The organism is Pseudoalteromonas agarivorans (assembly GCF_024518735.1).
In the GTDB taxonomy this organism is placed as follows: Bacteria; Pseudomonadota; Gammaproteobacteria; order Enterobacterales; family Alteromonadaceae; genus Pseudoalteromonas; species Pseudoalteromonas atlantica.
In genome coordinates, this window is the sequence record NZ_JANIGJ010000001.1 from 942,614 (window position 1) to 961,495 (window position 18,882).

General features: G+C 41.4%; 16 protein-coding genes and 1 tRNA gene. 6 read left to right on the forward strand and 11 right to left on the reverse strand.

Features of this window, described 5'->3' with window-relative positions:
- Positions 1-478 precede the first annotated feature (478 nt).
- From ruvB to NQT65_RS04160, 5 genes are all read right to left on the reverse strand, one after another.
- Positions 479-1,486 carry a Holliday junction branch migration DNA helicase RuvB gene (ruvB, locus tag NQT65_RS04140; protein ID WP_004587272.1) on the reverse strand — a complete coding sequence of 336 codons (1,008 nt, stop codon included), beginning with the start codon at positions 1,484-1,486 and terminating at the stop codon, positions 479-481.
- A gap of 7 nt (positions 1,487-1,493) precedes the next feature.
- Complete coding sequence (gene ruvA, locus NQT65_RS04145; protein ID WP_089347320.1) at positions 1,494-2,111, reverse strand: Holliday junction branch migration protein RuvA; 618 nt, start codon at positions 2,109-2,111, stop codon at positions 1,494-1,496.
- Positions 2,112-2,113: 2 nt separating this feature from the next.
- Positions 2,114-2,638, reverse strand: a complete 525-nt coding sequence (gene ruvC, locus NQT65_RS04150) for a crossover junction endodeoxyribonuclease RuvC (protein WP_004587270.1) — start codon at positions 2,636-2,638, stop codon at positions 2,114-2,116.
- Between the two features lie 128 nt (positions 2,639-2,766).
- Complete coding sequence (locus NQT65_RS04155; RefSeq protein WP_256850571.1) at positions 2,767-5,268, reverse strand: ABC transporter permease; 2,502 nt, start codon at positions 5,266-5,268, stop codon at positions 2,767-2,769.
- Positions 5,258-5,971: an ABC transporter ATP-binding protein gene (locus NQT65_RS04160; protein WP_004587268.1), complete on the reverse strand. Its 714-nt coding sequence runs from the start codon at positions 5,969-5,971 to the stop codon at positions 5,258-5,260. The genes NQT65_RS04155 and NQT65_RS04160 overlap by 11 nt, the downstream gene beginning before the upstream one ends.
- Here NQT65_RS04160 and NQT65_RS04165 point away from each other — a divergent pair, their 5' ends adjacent.
- From NQT65_RS04165 to NQT65_RS04175, 3 genes are all read left to right on the forward strand, one after another.
- Positions 5,972-6,595, forward strand: a complete 624-nt coding sequence (locus NQT65_RS04165) for an arylesterase (protein ID WP_248534256.1) — start codon at positions 5,972-5,974, stop codon at positions 6,593-6,595.
- 161 nt (positions 6,596-6,756) lie between these two features.
- A tRNA-Pro gene (locus NQT65_RS04170) sits at positions 6,757-6,833 on the forward strand.
- Positions 6,834-6,923: 90 nt separating this feature from the next.
- On the forward strand, positions 6,924-7,247 hold the full coding sequence (locus NQT65_RS04175; RefSeq protein ID WP_055255323.1) for a DUF2845 domain-containing protein: 324 nt from the start codon (positions 6,924-6,926) through the stop codon (positions 7,245-7,247).
- A gap of 58 nt (positions 7,248-7,305) precedes the next feature.
- On the opposite strand, the gene NQT65_RS04180 is transcribed toward NQT65_RS04175, so the two are convergent.
- The 3 genes from NQT65_RS04180 to NQT65_RS04190 all read right to left on the reverse strand — a co-directional run bounded on the left by NQT65_RS04180 (position 7,306) and on the right by NQT65_RS04190 (position 11,981).
- A complete protein-coding gene (locus NQT65_RS04180) occupies positions 7,306-7,554 on the reverse strand; it encodes a hypothetical protein (RefSeq protein ID WP_004587250.1) in 249 nt (82 codons plus the stop codon).
- Positions 7,555-7,719: 165 nt separating this feature from the next.
- On the reverse strand, positions 7,720-9,288 hold the full coding sequence (locus NQT65_RS04185) for a type 1 glutamine amidotransferase family protein (RefSeq protein WP_256850572.1): 1,569 nt from the start codon (positions 9,286-9,288) through the stop codon (positions 7,720-7,722).
- Between the two features lie 185 nt (positions 9,289-9,473).
- Positions 9,474-11,981 carry a UvrD-helicase domain-containing protein gene (locus NQT65_RS04190; protein WP_256850573.1) on the reverse strand — a complete coding sequence of 836 codons (2,508 nt, stop codon included), beginning with the start codon at positions 11,979-11,981 and terminating at the stop codon, positions 9,474-9,476.
- A 296-nt stretch (positions 11,982-12,277) separates the two neighbouring features.
- Here NQT65_RS04190 and NQT65_RS04195 point away from each other — a divergent pair, with 296 nt between their 5' ends.
- From NQT65_RS04195 to NQT65_RS04205, 3 genes are all read left to right on the forward strand, one after another.
- A complete protein-coding gene (locus tag NQT65_RS04195) occupies positions 12,278-12,862 on the forward strand; it encodes a hypothetical protein (protein WP_024032189.1) in 585 nt (194 codons plus the stop codon).
- Positions 12,863-12,926: 64 nt separating this feature from the next.
- On the forward strand, positions 12,927-13,841 hold the full coding sequence (locus tag NQT65_RS04200) for a M14 family metallopeptidase (RefSeq protein WP_256850574.1): 915 nt from the start codon (positions 12,927-12,929) through the stop codon (positions 13,839-13,841).
- A 234-nt stretch (positions 13,842-14,075) separates the two neighbouring features.
- A complete protein-coding gene (locus NQT65_RS04205) occupies positions 14,076-14,486 on the forward strand; it encodes a hypothetical protein (RefSeq protein WP_054983642.1) in 411 nt (136 codons plus the stop codon).
- An 18-nt stretch (positions 14,487-14,504) separates the two neighbouring features.
- On the opposite strand, the gene ccoG is transcribed toward NQT65_RS04205, so the two are convergent.
- From ccoG to NQT65_RS04220, 3 genes are all read right to left on the reverse strand, one after another.
- On the reverse strand, positions 14,505-15,887 hold the full coding sequence (gene ccoG, locus NQT65_RS04210) for a cytochrome c oxidase accessory protein CcoG (RefSeq protein ID WP_138685923.1): 1,383 nt from the start codon (positions 15,885-15,887) through the stop codon (positions 14,505-14,507).
- Between the two features lie 144 nt (positions 15,888-16,031).
- Complete coding sequence (locus NQT65_RS04215; RefSeq protein ID WP_256846436.1) at positions 16,032-17,450, reverse strand: sigma-54 interaction domain-containing protein; 1,419 nt, start codon at positions 17,448-17,450, stop codon at positions 16,032-16,034.
- Positions 17,451-17,507: 57 nt separating this feature from the next.
- Positions 17,508-18,827 (reverse strand): ABC1 kinase family protein, encoded by a 1,320-nt coding sequence (locus tag NQT65_RS04220; protein ID WP_256850575.1) that lies wholly within the window; start codon positions 18,825-18,827, stop codon positions 17,508-17,510.
- Between the last annotated feature and the right edge of the window lie 55 nt (positions 18,828-18,882).

Below are 18,882 nucleotides of genomic sequence, written 5' to 3' on the forward strand. Positions count from 1 at the left end.
TACTTTCAGTAAAAAGCATGTTTATAACAAGGTAAAACTTATTAACACAATTAGCGCCACGCCTAATCTCTTATGTTGCTACTGTTTTAAAGCTAACTGATTTTAATGGTACGCAGCATAGCCACGCCAGTCTTAACGTTAAGTGAATTACAAAACGATTTTAATTTATTGGTTACATTTGCAACAAAGTGGATGAAAGCTGAGTAAGTTTTAAAAAACTATACTAATTTTCTTAATTATGTGAGCTAAGTTGAGGCTGGAAAAACGTGTTGATAGCTAGGCAAAAAATTCGCTATTTAGTTGTTCTTGGCAATTGCTCCTGCATTGCTCTACCTTTTGCATGCAGTCGTAAATGAGAGTTTTTAACGCAGGTAGCGATACGTTTGCTTCGCAAAATGATTAAGTGTTATTGCAAATTGGTATTACATTTAACAGAGGAAGTAGCCCGCTACATTTACAGTAACAGGCTAAAGAGGGGTTAATCTTGTTTTGGGAGTAAACCAAAGTGATGATACGCATTGTCTGATACAATTCGCCCGCGCGGTGTGCGCTGAATAAAGCCTTGCTGAATTAAAAAAGGCTCTATTACATCTTCAATGGTTTCTTTTTCTTCGCCTATGGCGGCGGCTAAATTATCTAGCCCTACAGGCCCACCCATAAATTTTTCGATAATGGCAAGTAAGTATTTACGGTCCATATAATCAAACCCGCTTTTATCTACGTCAATCATATCAAGGGCTAGCTCAGCAACTGAGGCATTTACTGTACCATCTGATTTTACTTGCGTGTAATCGCGCACACGACGTAATAAGCGGTTAGCTATACGCGGTGTGCCTCGTGAGCGTTTTGCAATTTCGGTAGCGCCATCGTCGCACATTTGTAAATCTAGGTAATGTGCAGAGCGCCCCACTATATGCGATAAGTCAGCTACCGAGTAAAACTCTAAGCGCTGCACTATACCAAAACGGTCTCTAAGTGGTGAGGTAAGTGAGCCTGCGCGTGTTGTCGCGCCAATAAGCGTAAACGGCGGTAAGTCTAATTTAATAGAGCGTGCAGCGGGGCCTTCACCAATCATAATATCGAGTTGGTAATCTTCCATTGCGGGGTAAAGTATTTCTTCAACTTGTGGGCTGAGTCTGTGTATTTCATCAATAAACAGCACGTCGCCTTCTTCAAGGTTGGTAAGCAATGCAGCAAGGTCGCCGGCTTTTTCAAGTACTGGGCCTGAAGTGGTTTTAATACTTACATTAAGCTCATTGGCAACAATATTAGCAAGCGTGGTTTTACCTAAGCCCGGCGGGCCAAATATTAATAGATGATCGAGCGCTTCACCGCGGCTGCGCGCTGCCTCTATAAATATTTCCATTTGCTGCTTAACATGCGGCTGACCTTTGTAGTCGGCTAAAAGCTTGGGCCTTATTGCGCGGTCTATGGTGTCTTCGTTGGTTTTTTCGCTCGCGTCAATTAAACGATCAGCTTCAATCATGGGTTACTCACAACATTGATTTTAAAGATTCTTTAATAAGAACCTCAGTAGACATATCGGGTTTACTTACCGATTTTACTGCTTTTTGCGCCTGTGGCAATTTATAACCAAGCGCAACAAGTGCCGATACGGCATCGTCTGCAGCATTATTGGCAATTGTTGCATCGCTAGGAGGCTCTATAACGGCATTATCGCTAAATGGCGTAAATAAATCGTTACCCCAATCTTTTAAGCGGTCTTTCATTTCAAGCACTAAACGCTCAGCAGTTTTTTTACCCACACCCGGTAATTTAACCAATGTTGTGGCATCTTCGTTGTTTACGCAACTAACAAATTGTTGCGCCGACATGCCCGACAAAATAGCTAAGCCTAGTTTAGGGCCCACACCATTTGCTTTTAATAGTTCTCTAAAAAGCGCGCGCTCGGTTTTATTATTAAAGCCAAATAATAGTTGTGCGTCTTCGCGTACTACAAAGTGCGTGTACACTATGGCGTTTTCACCAATATTAGGTAAGTCGTAAAAACAGGTCATGGGCATTTGTACTTCGTAGCCTACGCCGCTTACTTCTAATAAAATTTCAGGCGGCTGCTTTTCAACTAAAATGCCATTTAAACGGCCAATCATATTTATTTCCTTAAACGTCCTCTAACGGTTTTGCTTGCGCTACCCGCTAGTTTTATTAAATTTTGTTCTGAGTGCGCATGGCAAATTGCAATGGCAAGCGCATCGGCCGCATCGGCTTGCGGTGTGCCAGGTAATTTTAAAATATTTTTGACCATGTGTTGCACTTGCGACTTATCGGCGCCGCCATTACCTACCACAGCTTGTTTAATTTGCCGTGCTGAGTATTCAAATACGGGTAAGTCGGCCATAGAGGCTCCCACTATCGCGGCTCCTCGGGCTTGACCAAGTTTTAGCGCGGCATCCGGGTTATGCGCCATAAATACTTTTTCTATGGCAAAGGTTTCGGGGGAGAACTGCTCTATTATTTGCGTGATCCCTTGGTAGATCATTTTTAATCGTATGGGGAACTCATGCTCGGCTAATTTAATACAACCGCTTCCTAAATAGGTAAATTTAGCACCTTGATGCGCAACCACACCATAACCGGTTAAACGTGAACCTGGGTCTATCCCTAAAATAATGGCCAAACAGCACACTCATTATTGTTATTTTTCAATAACGGTAATAATGCCAGAGCACTGTATAAATTACCAGTGGCGAGTAAAAACAAAAACGCCCGCAACTTAGTGCGGGCGTTTAGCGTTAAAAGTATAGCTTAGGCTAAAGCACGTACTAAGCCTTGGGTATTTTGTTTAAGTTTACGGGCAATCATAAAGTAGCCAAGCGCGGCTACAAACACCCCGCCCGACACTGGCCCTATTAGCCAAATTGCCGGGTGCAACTTACCGGCTAAGTCAAACATTTGCTGCTGAACAATCAATAAGGCTATATCACTAAATAATGCGGCTACAAACCCAGCTAAGCCACCTAATAGCAAAAACTCATAAAGCGTCGCATTTTTTATTAACCGCCCTTTGGCGCCTAACGTTCGCAGTATTACTATTTCTTGCATTCGCTCGCCAAGGCTCGCTTGCACCTGAGATATAAGCACTAATGCGCCACACAAAACAACAATAGCAAGCACAAAGCCAATAGCTAACGACACCTGCTCAATGGTTGATTGTATTTGCTTAACAAAGTTATCTACATCAATGGCGGTAATGGTTGGATAGCTGCGCAGTAACTGGCTAAACGCTTTCTTTTGCTCTGGCTCTATACGCACAGATGAAATATACGTAGCCGGAAAATCTTTTAGCACATCAGGGCTTAAAATAATAAAAAAGTTAGGTTTTAGCGTAGCCCAATTTACTTTACGCACACTGGTAATTTTAGCGTCAAATGATTGCGCACCAATTAAAAATGTTAAGGTGTCGCCTATTTCTACGTCTAGGCGCTCCAACATAGACTCCTCAACCGATGCCTCACCCACTGCGCCTTCGCCAAACCACTGCCCTTGCACAATTTCGTTTTGGGCTGGCACATTATCAAGCCAGGTTAGGTTAAGCTCACGGCCGATGCCCGAACGCGCTTCTTCATCTTTTTTCTCGTTATCTTGCAACGACACTTTACGCGCCACAAGCTCGCCATTTACCGCATTTACTCGCCCACGAATGGTCGGGTAAAAATCCGAAACTAAAATATCGTTCTCTGCTAGGTAATTATTTACAGGCTCAAGTTCGTTTTGCGTAATATTAACTAAAAATGCATTAGGCGCATCGGCGGGTAATTGAGACTGCCAATCTGAGATCATGTCATTTTTAAGCACAATCAAAAACAATAGCAATTTTATCGCCAACGAAAAGCTAATAAGCTGCACCGCATTTACGTTGGCACGTTTTTGTATAGAAGCAATAGCTAACGACCAACTATTGCCTGGTTTTAAACCTAATTTACGTCCACCGCCAAATATTAATTTTGAAATAACAAACAAAACCGCAATCAAAGCAAGCGTGGAGACAAATAAAATAAGCGTTATTTTAATGTTGTTACTAAATAACCACATTAATAAAAACACCGTAAGCGCGCTTAAACCTAAGTGCACACGGCTTACCGCTAGTCTGTCGCCTAAATTACGGCGCAATACTCTAAGCGGTGGAATATCAAATAAATCAAGCAGTGGCTTAATAGAGAACATAACTGCACATATAACGCCTGTGCTAATGGCCACCAGCCAAGGTTTAAACCCGGCGGCAGGTAAGCTCATATCCATGCTTTTTGCTAAGTAACCAGTGGCTATTTCTTGTAAACCGTAGCCTATGGCTAAACCCACAATAACCGCTAAAGCACACACCATGAGTAAGTGCATAAAATATATTTTACGAATTAATGCACGGCTTCCGCCAAGTGTTTTCATCATTGCTACAGGGTCGTATTGGCGCTCACAATAACGCTTTGCCGACACAGCAATAGCAACCGTAGCCAAAATAATACCCAGCAAACCGGCCAGTAATAAAAAGCTTTCTGCACGGTTTAAGCTATTTGATATGGGTGATTGCCTATCTTTGACGCCATACCAACGTTGGTTTTCCGCCATTTGCGGCTTTAACCATTCATAAAACCGCGTTATATCTGATTCATCGCCTGCGTAGAGTTGGCGGTAGTTTACTCGGCTGCCAGGTTGAATAACCTCAGTTTTTGCAACATCAGCAATATTTATAAGCACTCTGCGGCTGCTCGAAAATACATTAAACGGCGCATCTGGCTCTTCAACCACCACTTTTTCTACATTAAATACTGCTGCTCCTAGCTCTACTTGGCTGCCAATATCAATATTTAAGCTGTAAAAAACCGATTCACTTAGCCACACATTGCCAGGCTTCGGGCCGCTCTGCGCTACTTGTGTTTCGCCAAGCAACGATGATTTTACTTTTAACTCGCCTTTTAACGGGTATTCGTTAGACGCCGCTTTTACCGAGGTAAATTGCATCTCGTCGTTGGCAAATAACATAGTGTCAAAGTAGATCATTTGCGCAGTGTGTAAGTTTTCTTGTTTGGCTTTGCTAATAAACGCCGTATCTAGCTCATGTGCGCTTGCCAGTACTCTATCTGCGGCGATAAACGCGCTACTTTTTTGCGCTATGCTTTGTGCTATTCGCTCAGTGACCATAGACAGTGTAAGCACCGTTAACACCGCTAGCGCAATGGCGGCACTAATTACCGTAAGTTCGCCGCGGCGAAATTCACGTGCAAATAATTTAAGTGCTAACTTAGCCCACATTCGCTACGTCCTCTTTTGAGTTTTTAACTAAGCAGCCCGCTTCAATTTGTACAATATGCTGGCACTTTTGCGCGAGTGCTTCATCGTGAGTTACTAAAATTAGCGTTGTGCCGTGCTGCTGGTTTAAATCAAATAATAGTGACTCCACCATTTTGCCGTTTTTACTGTCTAAATTTGCAGAGGGCTCATCGGCAAATAAAATTTTAGGTGTGCCAATAAAAGCGCGGGCAATGGCTACACGTTGCTGCTCACCACCAGAGAGTTGCGATGGGTAATGATCAATACGATGGCTCAGCCCCACTTTTTCTAATAGGGCAAGAGCTTGCTCTTTGGCATCGCTTTCGCCAGCCAGCTCTGCCGGCAGCATCACGTTTTCAAGCGCGGTTAAGCTTTGTACCAACATAAAAGATTGAAATACAAAACCTACTTTTTCAGCACGCAATGCCGCGCGTTGCTCTTCATCTAATTTATGTAGCGGCTCGCCATCAAGGGTAATTTCACCACTGCTGGCGGTATCTAGCCCCGCTAATAAACTTAATAACGTGGATTTTCCTGAGCCAGAGGTGCCAACAATAGCAACTGACTCGCCATGCTTGACATTAAAGCTGATGTCGCTGAGGATGGGCAACTCACCTTCGAAGGTAGAAACTACTTTAGACAAACCATTTACTTGAATAATATTTAATTGAGAAAGCGCTGACATATGACTCATTCAATCCTACGTTTTGTATTCGTTTTATTTTTAGTTATCAAACCACTTAGTGCGGCGGCCGACAACACGATTTTAATACTTGGAGACAGTTTAAGTGCAGCCTATGGGCTTAAACAAGAGCAAGGCTGGGTTAAATTGTTACAAGATAAATACGATGCAGAGCAGCGTAATATAGAGCTAATTAATGCCAGTATTAGTGGCGAAACTACCGGTGGCGCTTTACGCAGGCTAGATGCCTTACTGGCGCAATACCAACCAAGCCATGTACTTATTGAGCTTGGTGCTAATGATGGTTTACGTGGTTTTCCGGTAACAAAAATGCAGGCCAACTTAACGGATTTAATCGAAAAAAGCCAAGCTGAAAATGCCATGGTCGCGTTAATGGAAATTTATATTCCCCCTAATTACGGGCCGCGTTACAGTAAAATGTTCACTGACAGTTTTACACAAGTAAGTGAAAAAACAAATGCTCATTTACTTAACTTTTTTATGCTTAATGTGGCAGATAAGCCAAACTTAATGCAAAGGGATCAATTACATCCAAATAAAGAAGCACAACCGCTGATACGCGATGAAATGTATGAGGCGATCAATCAATGGCTAAATAAAGATTAGGGCGTGTTGTTTGGTGGCTTAACATGCGCTGCACGGCATGTGCTTACTAAGGGCGATACGCCCTTAGCTTAAAGTTTTTTAGCTCATTTGCACAATAAACACGCAAACAAACAATCACTTATTGATTTTTAATAAAATATACGTACTATTGCAAACAACGTCGGTATGTAGCGCAGCTTGGTAGCGCACTGTCATGGGGTGTCAGGGGTCGCAGGTTCAAATCCTGCCATACCGACCATTTAACCTCCTCTTTATTTCTTTTTCGCTGTCATTTTTCTGTATTACCTTGTATACCTAACATTAAATACTATGTGTTTAAGGATGACTTATGAAAAAACGTATTGTGTTTCCTCTGCTTTTATCTCTTTTTATTTCAAGCTTTGCGTTTGCCCAAGGTAGTTTTCGACTTAAAAACGGAAATCTATTAAGTGTGGGTAAAACTAAATCTGACATTGTAGCTGTAGTGGGTGCACCACTTTATAAAGATGTGCTTAATGAAGCTGTTGATATTGGTAATGGCGACAATTTAGTTAAAACAGAAGAGTTTACTTATAAACTAAAAGGTTCGATTGGTGGAATGTACATTGTATTGATCCGTTTTGAAAATAATATTGTGACCAGTATTAGTTCAAAACAAGTCGACAGGCTTTAAATATTTTAGAGTTAGTTTTACGCAGTTAAAAGCGCCATACGGCGCTTTTTAGTTTTTATTAGTGTGTACGCCCTACACCATTACGCACCATATCTTTACCGTTTTCAAATACCTCGGCTGTTATGCCACGCGCCAGTAATAACTGTTGTTTGTCGTCAAATACTGCAACAAAATGGCTGCCGTCTTTATTGCTTGTAGCCATACCTACACCCGATACACCTTTTAAGCCTAAGCCGCCGTTTTCTACCATAACTAAAAAGTTCTCGAGCTCTGCTAGGTTGTCGATTATGTCGTGTTCGTTATTCATAAATTGCTCTTTGTAAAATCTGCTTGGTTAATGCCTATTCGCAAAACGTAACCACTAAATTAAGTGAGTAGGTATAAATTACTTGGGCGCTATTTTAAAGCCGATTAGTGTAAACATAAACCTTTGTATCGGGTTATTAAGTATATTTAGTACTAGCGCTTAAGGTTAAAAGCGCTCTACATTCAGTGACAAATTACTTAATGCGCAACCATACGGCTGGGTATTAATGCGGTAATAATGCGTATTTTTTGTGGCAGTTAAATTTATTAAAAGGTCATCGTGTTGCCCTACCGCACTTTGCTCTTGGCTTAGGCACATAGCTTGCGTAAGCGAGCGTAGTTTTGAATCGGTTAAAATATTGGCAAAACGCTGCACCGGTAAAGGTGGTATTTTAATAGGCGCTAATGCTTGGCTAATGGTGCGCTCGCTAAGTTCAAACCCGGCATTAGTAATATCTATTACACTGCTAGCAGGCCAGTACGAGTAGTTATAGCTGTTTGCTTTTTGCTGCGTACTTAAATGCGCAACGCCACTTTGCCCTATTACGGTCATTAAATTTCCTTTGCTGGATTTAATAACAACGAGGGCTGTGTTTTCATCAATACCAAAACCGTGCTTAATATCACCGTTTTTTTGCTTTGCGGTATTTAATGTACCCGCTAGGTTTAACGTTTGATTTTGCTCACTAAAGCGGGTGCTCAGTGGGGCATAGGTAAACGTGTTTAACCCGTTAAGTGAAGTAGCCTCTGGAGCAAGCTTTGCTTTTAATACCGCTTCGCTTTGGTGCTGTGAGAGATAGACGTTTTCACTTTGTATTTTGCTTCCTGCACCTAGCCCTACAATAACAGGGCGAGTTTTAAGCGCATTCGTCCAGGGGTAGGCAGTATTATTTTCATCATACAGTGCTTTTAAAGCATTTTTAGCCTTGCCGTCGCTAAATAAAACACCGGTACTGGTGTTTATTAAATTAACTAACGCCTCAACCCCATTATTACAAAGTGTTTGCTCAGCCTTTATGAGCTCAGGGTATACATTGCTGCGATTATACAGGTTCATTTGTGAGTGACGCAGCGCCGGTAAATCACTACAGGTATTGTTAGTAATTGCTTTAGCAAGTGCAGGTGTAAGCGGCAACCATTGGCTGGTTACACCTTTTGGTAAAAGCGTTTTAAGCGCCTCTACCTGTGCGTATGGGTCGCGCTGGGCTGCGCTAATAATTAATAAGGTAGGTGTTGGGTTAGCAACCTTTAAGCTCCCCGCTATAAATTGCAATATGCCGTTGCTTTGTGGCTCAGCTTTTGGGGTGGTGTTTGCATGAGGTTGTTCGAGCATATCAAACACAAAGTTAAACTCTTGCTTTGTTAGGCTATTGAGTTGCTCGTTGTTTATATCGCGCCATTGCCAAAGCAGCTCACTTTTAGAGACTGCGTTTGCATTTTTGCTACTAAGGGCACGTAAGGTATTTAAAACATTTGCTTGGTTATTTGAATTGTTAGTCGGCCAATTTAATTTTATTTGCTCAAGGTTAGCATTGGTTACCTTAAACACGCTTTGTGACTTTGAGTTATTTTGCGTATTGCAACTTTGCGCCGTATTAGCACTGCAGCTATTAATTGTACTACCGGCTAAAATAAGGGTTTGCTCTTGCTGCTGGGCAGCCCCTTTAAATGAAAATAAAGTAAATAATACGAGCATAAAGCTCACTCGCTTAGTAAAAAAAGCACGGGTACGCATAACGCTCTCAAAAATGATCTAAATAGGCGTTAAGTTTAACAGCATGTAATGGCAGGCTAAATAGTAAATGCGGGTCTCAATGATTGCGACACATGGCATTAGTGTATAAAGCTAGTTTGACTGCTAGTTACAAAAGCGCGATGTGCGTTTTACGCAGCCAATACTCTTACATTTAATCATTAACCTTACTTATTGTGCTTACTCTGTTTTACAAACAAATTAGAGGCTATATCAATAGGGTAATTATCATTTATTAGCTCGCTAATAAATTCAGAACACGCAGATGGCGGAGCAATTAAATAGCTTTTATGCTTAGCGCGCGTGATCCCTACGTACAATAAACGTCGCTCCTCTGAATGATTAAAGGTATCTGGTGCGGGCAACAATGCCTCAACAAGTAAATTACCCGGGTTATTGCTTGGAAAACCTAACTTGCCTTGCTCAAAACCTATAATAATACAGTAATCAGCCTCGAGTCCTTTTGAGCCATGCAGTGTCCAAAAATGCAGTGGGTTAGCAAAGTTGTTACCTGCTAAATGCTGCTCTACCTCATTAAGCATAAACCGATAGCGGCTCAAGACGGCAATACTGGCTGTGTTATTATTTTTATTAATTGTGGCTATAGTTTGCTGCACTTTTAGTGCTACTGACTTTTTACCTTGGTGTAAATCGTCAAGTAACACAACTTGAGGGGTGCTTACTTGCGTATGTGTGGTGATGTGCTTTTTATATTGTTCAGGGTTTTGCATTACAAAGCGCCCCGCTACCTCACTAATACTGCTGTTATATCTAAACGTTTTTTGCAATAACGTGAGTGAGTGACTGCCTATTAAATCGTTAAACTGTGTGGTGAGCGCCAAATTACCGCCTGAAAACCGATAAATAGCCTGCCAATCATCGCCAACCGCAGTAAAACAAGGTTGCGGACCACTCTTTATTAACGTATTTAAAAACGCCATGCGTGCGCATGAAATATCTTGAAATTCATCAACTAAAATATGGTACCAAGGCAAACTTACCTCCCCCGATTTAACCGCCTGAGCTGCGCTTGCAATCATGTCGTCAAAATCAATAGCATCTTGCTCTTTTAATTTTTCGTAGTATGCACGGTGCATTGCCACCAATAATGTTGCATAACTTTTATGATTTATAATGCCACTTTTAGCTATTCGCGCTGCTATTTGAGTGTTAGATAGTAGCTCACCCCGTATTGCGCTTAGGCAGTTTAAGTATTTATTTATATTTTGCTTTAACAGCCCTGTTGCAGATAAACGCTCGTACACTGCCTGGTTATCTAAGGGGTTAATGTTCACTTTATGTTTTTGTAGTTGTGCTTTTAAACGCTGCTCAAGCTGACCTTCTTGCCAGTTATAATGAAATGTTTGCACCAACGCATGACCCTGTTTTTTATGGTGCGCGCGTACATATTTAATATGCTCGCTATTGTGCAAGTTAGCCGCATGCTGCACTGAATTACCTTGCCTATCTGTCACAAAATGCGCCAAGTAAACCTGGTGCTGTGGCAAGTAAAAATCGGCGGTGTCATCATTTTGGTAAGTGTGTTCAATACCATACATGTAAAGCCAGTTGGCAATTAATAAGTGCTGATAACTGCTTACTTTTAGCCCCGATAATGTTTGATAGGTTTGTGCTTTTAAGGCGGTTTTAGTTGCGGTTCTAGTTTCGGTATTGAGGCTATCAGTAGGTTCATACAGTGTCTCAACAAAAGTTTTACAAAAACGTGAGTCTGTTTTTAGGGTATTACCAAGCCACTGTGTAAACCATTTATTAAGCGCCATAGCATCGTTTGCAAAAGGCGATAAACTACGTGTTTTATTAGCGCTTTGCAGTAACTTAAGCCCCAGCGCATGAAAGGTTAAAATAGTAGGCGGCGTAACGTTTAAGTTTGCTTGTTGCGCCCTTAAATTAAAGCGTTGATTTAATTCGTTTGCTGCATTTTTATTATAAGCAAGTATCAATATTTGCTCGGGTTTTACACCACCATGAGCAATTAAATCCAGTGCCTTTGCAACCATTACTGAGGTTTTGCCAGTGCCTGCGGCCGCTAGCACTAAATTTTTGTCGTTATTGCGTATAACAGCAAGGCGTTGCTCGTGTGTAAGCGGGTTTGATTCAACCACATTATAAAAGTCGGCTCTTGCCGTTAGTGTTTTTTGCTCATAACTTTTACGTAGCTGCTCTGTGGCATGCGCTACTGTTGGTGAGCTACTTAAAATAGTTAAAAACTTAATATTAATGGCCGATAAATGCTGCTGCCATAGTGCAGGTATTGCGCCGTACTGCTGTGCCAGTGAAAACACCGCCGATTTTAATAACGGCACGTTTGAGTCGCGAAGATACTCGTTTGTTGCATAACGTTTTACAAGCGTTTTTGCTGTATTCACTTTTTCTTCTAGGTGATTGGCAAAAACGCTGTTTAGCTGCTCACTAAGCGTTTGAGCCTGCTGTTTATTTAAAAAGCTAATTACCGTTTTTGTACTATGATTGAGGGTTATTTTCCCGCTAAACAGGCCTTTTTTAAATTGTGTAAAATTAGTAAAATCACTAATTAAATAGGCGCATGAAGTATTATTTTTAAAATGTATAACGAGTGAACTTTGCTTAATAGTAACGGTGCTAATACGCGTAAAAAAACGCCCTAACCAGCTTGGAGTGGCAATAAACTGCGCCATAAAACCTTGAATAGACTAAAATTAAAAATAAATTTTATCACAGTTTAAACGCCAAGGCGCGCCCCGCCTTAAAAGTGGCTGCGGGGTTAACCAAAGCATGTACAAGCAGGCCTTATAAAGAGCCCATAGGCTGTGTACATTGGGTGTTTAAACTGCGCTAAACACCTCCTAAAACAATCAACTCGTCTTAAGTATTTACTCTAAACAGGTGTTTAAATTTGCTTAACTTTAAGTTTGAATATTGAACAAATTGCACTATTAGTTTAATGTGAAGCTTTTATTAAACGAGAAATAATATGGATTTAACTAAGGAAGAGTTAAGTTTTATTTCGTCTGTTGTAGGCAGTAACAAGGACAATACAAACGATAACTCGCAGCTTAGCTTAAAAACGGCTTTACCAGATACACTAAAAGGTTTGTTGTCTCACGCTAAATTAACCATGTTAGCTGAGGTGGGCCATTATCAGTTGTGGTTTCCGCTTGAGTTTAAGCTCAACGATGACGGCTACTTAAACCCCGTACTGAGTGCGCCTGAGGTAATTGATACCGAAGGTGTAGACAGAAGCTGGCGTTATTCAGACCTGCATTTACAAAGCGAGCGCTTTTATGTGCTTTCGCTCTCAAGCAGTGGCGTGCTATTAAAGCCGCGCGATCATCGCTATAGCCTTACCCACGCGCAACATATTACGTTTAAACTACCCAATAAGAAAAAAGTCACTCTGCTTATAGATTTAGTCCGTAAAACTAATTTAGGCTATGCCGCAAAAATTGTTAGTATCAAAAGTGGTAAAGAGGCATTACGTGAGTATTTATTTGAAAAACATAAACGTGAAAACGCCACCTTGTACGAAAACACGGCAGGTGTTACCGAGCATTTCTAGTTGCAGGCTTGTAATTGCAGCGATAAGCTAACGCCTTTATAAAGCGACAAGTTAAAGGCCCACAATGAGCGACACTTTATACCCAATTGGTACCCCTAATAAACCATGGAACGACAGTGACAAAGCAGCATGGTTACAACTTCAACAAAAAAAGCGCGATTATAACCAGCTCGTAGTAAGTAAAATTACCCAGCCTAATGAGTTTTTAGATGTAGAGCAGTACGGCGAATTAAATTATTCGCCGCTTAGCTTTGCACTTTATTTATTTAAAAGTAAAAATTGGCAAAGTGATCGCCCTACCGTGTTAATTACTGGGGGTGTGCACGGCTACGAAACAAGTGGCGTTATGGGTGCGCTGGCATTTGCTCAAACCGCTGTTGCACCTTATACAACGCGTTTTAACTTTATTATTGCGCCTTGTATTAGCCCGTGGGGTTTTGAAACCATAAACCGCTGGAACCCAGAAGCTATTGATCCAAATCGCTCTTTTTACGATAACAGCCCTGCCCAAGAATCTGCAGCTATTATGAAATATGTAGCCTCGCTAAACACTGAGTTAGTTGCGCATATTGATCTGCACGAAACCACAGACACAGACAACAGTGAATTTAGACCCGCTTTGGCGGCGCGCGATGGTAAAATTAACACCAACTGGAACATACCAGATGGTTTTTATTTAGTGGCTGATAGCAAAAAACCAGCACCTGAGTTTCAAAAAGCCATTTTAAATAGTGTTGAGAAAGTAACTCACATTGCCCCCAGTGATGAAAACAATCAATTAATTGGTGTACCGCAGGAGCAATTTGGCGTTATAAATTACGCCGCTCGCGAATTGGGCTTATGCATGGGCTTTACTAATGCCCCGTATGTAACGACAACCGAAGTATACCCAGATAGCCCAAGTGCCTCAGATGAGCAGTGTACCCAAGCGCAAGTTGCTGTTATTACCGGCGCGTTAGATTATTTAAAGTCACTTTAGTGGCTTTTAATACCCATGGGCAATAATACGTAATCATTTTGCGGGGCTGAACGTGTCGCTACCTTCGTTACAAAATGCTCATTTACAACTGCATGGATGCAGGAGCAATTGCCAAGAACAACTAAATAGCGGATTTTTTGCCAAGCTATCAACACGTTTTTCTAGCCTCAAGATAGCTAACTTAATTAAGCAAATTGGTATAAGTTATAAACTAATTAAAATTAGGAACCTACGATGAAGTATAAAAATAAGCATGCTGAGGTAACTTTATCCGTTGAGGGCAATATAGTTATTGCCCAATTTAGCGGAAATTTAGACCTAGAGCTATTGGCCAACTTTAAAACTGCCCTTTTTGATACAGTGGCCGAATTTGAAGGTAAGCAATGGGGTTACATAAGCGACTCATCGTGTGTACTTGCCGCTACGCCCGATGCAGAGCAAGAAATGGTCGCCATAAGCACACATATGCAGCACACTAACTGCTTGATAAGTGCATTTGTCCTCACCTCCCCTATTGCTATAAGCCAAATGCAGCGAATAATGCAAAACGCTAAACGCGATGTAGATTTTAACCAATGTTTATTTGATAACCTAGATGCTGCAAAACGTTTTATTTCATCGCAATTAAATAATGGCGTGAGCTAATTTTAGCCCAAGCCATTGCTAGTTTTTATAAAACTGGCTTGTTTTAGTAATCGCTATATCAGGGTTTTCTACGGCGGTAATCACAAAGCTAACTGGGGTCACTTTTGTTGCTAGGTCGTAGCCATCGGCGGTGACTGTAACCGGAATTTTTTTCATCACTCCTGGCAATACCAAAATAGAGCTTGGCGCACTAAGTGTGGCCACAGGTAGGCCTTCAATGGCTACGCCGTAGTGCAATGGCTGCTGGGTTTTATTGATAATAGTGAGTGTGTATGGGTTTTCTACCAAGCCTTCATAATTTACACGGTATAATGCGTTTCTGTCGCGCAGTACCGATGCCTCTATCGGCGTACGTTGTAATACCCACGCAACCATAGAAATAAGTAATACCCCTGTTAATACACCATACCCCACTAATTTAAGCCTAAATGGATTGGTTTTTTTACCTTCTAGCTGTTTTTCGCTGGCATATTTAATTAACCCTTTTTGATAGCCAAATTTATCCATAGTGTCGTCACAGGCATCAATACATAAGCCACAATTTATACACTCGTATTGCAAACCGTTACGAATATCTATGCCCGCGGGGCATACCTCTACACATAAATTACAATCAACGCAGTCGCCTAAATTAAGGGCTTTAGGATCAGCTTTGCGTTTACGAGGGCCTCGGTTTTCACCGCGCTTTGCATCGTAGCTCACTACCAATGTATCTTTATCAAACATCACCGATTGAAAGCGAGAATACGGACACGCCACGTTACACATTTTTTCGCGTAAAAAGCCGGCATTTCCATAAGTACAAAATGCAAATAAAAACACCCAAAAGCTGGTAATGCCCGACCACTGTAAGGTAAACATTTCAAGGTATAAACTTTTAGCGGGTATAAAATACGCCATAAACGACGTTGCAGTAAGCAGCGATATAACAAGCCACGCAGCATGTTTTGTTATTTTTTTACGCCACTTTAATGCACTCCATGGCGATTTATCTAACTTTATACGCTGATTACGAGTACCTTCTATACGTTGCTCAACCCAACTAAACATTAACATCCAGATTGTTTGGGGGCAGGTATAACCACACCACACGCGGCCAAGCCAATTCGTGACAAAAAACAAAGCAAACGCGCCTACCATAAATAGCAGCGCTAAAATCATAAAGTCTTGCGGAAGCAAGGTTAAGCCAAAAATAGTAAACTTTTGCGTGGCTACATCAAGCAGTACGGCTTGCTCACCTTTGTATTGAATCCAAGGAATGGCAATAAACATAAGCATAAGTAACCAACCAAGGTTACGGCGTATTTGTTGGTAAAAGCCTTTTTGCTCACGAATATAAATAGGCCCTGGTGTGTTATAGGGCTTGATGATCATATCTTCTTCTTTAATATCAAACTTCATAGTAGCTACTTAATAGTGACGGTATTAATGCTACATTTGCAACTTTCAGACCAAGCTGAAATACCAACTAAGTAATTGATATTGAATACATTTATAAATTATCAATGAAATTTATTCGCGATATTTAACGAATAGCGCGATATGTCACGTATTTTTGCTTATTCCTAGTTTGCGCATTTTTGAGCGCAAAGTGCTCTCGGGCAGGCCTAATTTGCAAGCCGCGCCTTTATCGCCAGATATTTGCCACTGTGATAATTCAAGCACCGCAATAATGTGCTGTTTTTGCGCCTCTGCAAGCGTAAGTGATGTATTTACAGCTGTGCTTGCATCGCCATGCAATGGCTGACTCAGTTTAAGGACAGTATGTTTAGTTAAAATAGCTTCGCGCTCTAGTACGTTTTGTAACTCGCGAATATTACCAGGCCAATCATAAGCTTGTAGTTGGCTAATCGCTTTTTTACTCACCCCTTTTATTTGCTTTGCTAAGCGTTTATTAAGTTGAGTAATTAAATTGGTGCATAAATAAGGAATGTCTTCTTTGCGCTCTTTAAGCGCTGGCACTTTAATAGGAAACACATTAAGGCGGTAATATAAATCAATTCGAAAGGTGCCTTTTTGCACCATTTGCCATAAGTCGCGATTGGTTGCCGCCAATACTCTAATATTTACCTTAAGCGTAGTACTACCGCCAACCCGTTCAAACTCTTGCTCTTGTAATACCCTTAGCAATTTACTTTGCGCTTCTAATGGCAGCTCAGCAACTTCGTCTAAAAACAGTGTGCCTTTGTCGGCCAGCTCAAAGCGACCTTTACGTCGCTCGTTTGCACCGGTAAACGCACCGCGCTCGTGACCAAATAATTCAGACTCCAACAAGCTTGGCGTAAACGCTGCGCAGTTCACTTTTATAAAAGCTTGATTACTGCGTTTACTTAACCGGTGTAAGTTACGCGCCACCAGCTCTTTGCCCGTTCCATTTTCACCTAAAATTAATACTGTGCTGTCGGTTTCGCTAACGAGTTTAATTTGCGCCAACATAGCTTGAAAAACATGGCTTTGGCCAACTAAACCTGAGTCTTGCCAGTCTTCGTTAAGCTCTGCAATTAGGTAGTTATTTTCATCTTGCAGCTGCTCACTCAAATGCTTAACTTGCTCAAGCGCTTGCTTAAGCTCGTTTTGGGTTTGCTGCTGCGCCGATATATCGCGAAATACCGCGACCGCACCAATTAACTCACCCTGCCTGTAAACGGGGGTTGATGTGTATTCTACTGCAAACGAGGTGCCGTCTTTACGCCAGAATACTTCGTTTTTAACCTCACGGCGTTTGCCATCAAACATGGTGCAATATATTTGGCATTCATCGGCTGGATAAGGAGAGCCGTCGGCGTGGCTGTGATGATGATACTGATGTATTTTTTTGCCTAACAATTCTTTGGCTTTCCAGCCAGTCATACGTTCAGCGGCTGGGTTAACAAACACCGCATTGCCCGATAAATCAAAGCCGTAAATGCCCTCTCCTACCGCATTAAGTAAAAGTTTGGGGTCATTTAAAAATTGTTTTATCATTGCATCATCCTCGCGAAATATCACGATTATTATGCCATAAAGTCACGCGCTAAACAGTTAAATAAAGTGGCCTTTAATATAAGGCTTAAATAAAGCGTTAATATCTATTTTTGCATTTAACTTTGCCGCAATTAAATAAAGCCCAGCTAGCTTACGATGAATAAACAACGCATCAACGGGCGGTGTATGCCATTGCTGCGACTGTGCGCTAAGCTCTAGCCCTGCATTTTTAATATTCGTTGCTAAGGGACTGTTTTTAAAATCAAACTCGCCAGCGGTTCTTAGCGGCTCACACGCCATTAAAAACAAATCAATAACATGGCTTTTGTAAAAATCTAGTAGGGTATCTTTAAAATAACCTATTTCTAGTGCTGCGCTTAACACGCCCGCCCTATTGTTTTCAGTGCCAGCAATAAATAGTGACAGGTAAGCCTTGCTCAACTTATTCGAGATCTCTCGGGTTGCCCCAAAGTCAAATAACACAATTTGCTTACTCTGGGTCTGATAATGAAAATTAGCAAAGTTAGGATCGGTTTGAATTAGCTTTAACTCAAACATTTCTTTAAAAAATAAATCTATGAGCCTAGCTGCAATGTTATTTTGCTCACCTTGAGGTAAATTACTAAGCGCTTCTATAGGCGTTGCTTGCACATACTCCATTGCCAAAATGCGTTTACTGTTGTGAACGCCATATACTTTAGGCACTTTAAAATTAACGTGCTGGCTTAGCAACTCACCGTATCTGTTAAGGTAGTGTGCTTCGCGTTCATAATCAGCCTCGGCAAGTAGCTGCGCTTTAGCCTCATTTATTAGTGGCTGTATATCAAGCTCTTTAGGGATTAACCGCGCAATGTTTAATAGTGCAATAACATTGTCTACATCGCTATGTACACTTTGCGCTATACCTGGGTATTGAATTTTTACCGCCAGCTTTTCACCATTTTCTTGATAAGCTAAGTGCACTTGGCCAATAGACGCCGCTGCAAATGGCCTAAGTTCAATATGCGAAAAACGATTAAGCCAGTCTTCACCCCATTCACTTTTAAGTACCTTAACTAATTGATTGTGCGGCATTGGGTTTGCATCAGCGCGAAGCAATGCGAGTAATTGAGTAAGTTCAGGACTTAATAGCTCGCCAGCATCCATAGACAGTAATTGCCCTAGTTTCATGGCAGCACCACGAAGGTGTGCTAGCTGAACAGCTAGTTTTTCTATGTTTTTAGGTTGTAAGAGTAAAGCTTTATTATTCCAACCATTACCCGAGAGCGCACTTTTAGTGCCATCTATAAGCATGTTGGTTGCAACACCACCGGCTAAGGAGCCAAGCTTTGCAAATCGAGAGAGTCTTGAGGTAGGTATGCTGCGCGAAGCTGCCATTGTAAAAACCTAATTAGCCTGAGAAACAGGCTAATTAATACGTATATTTTACTGG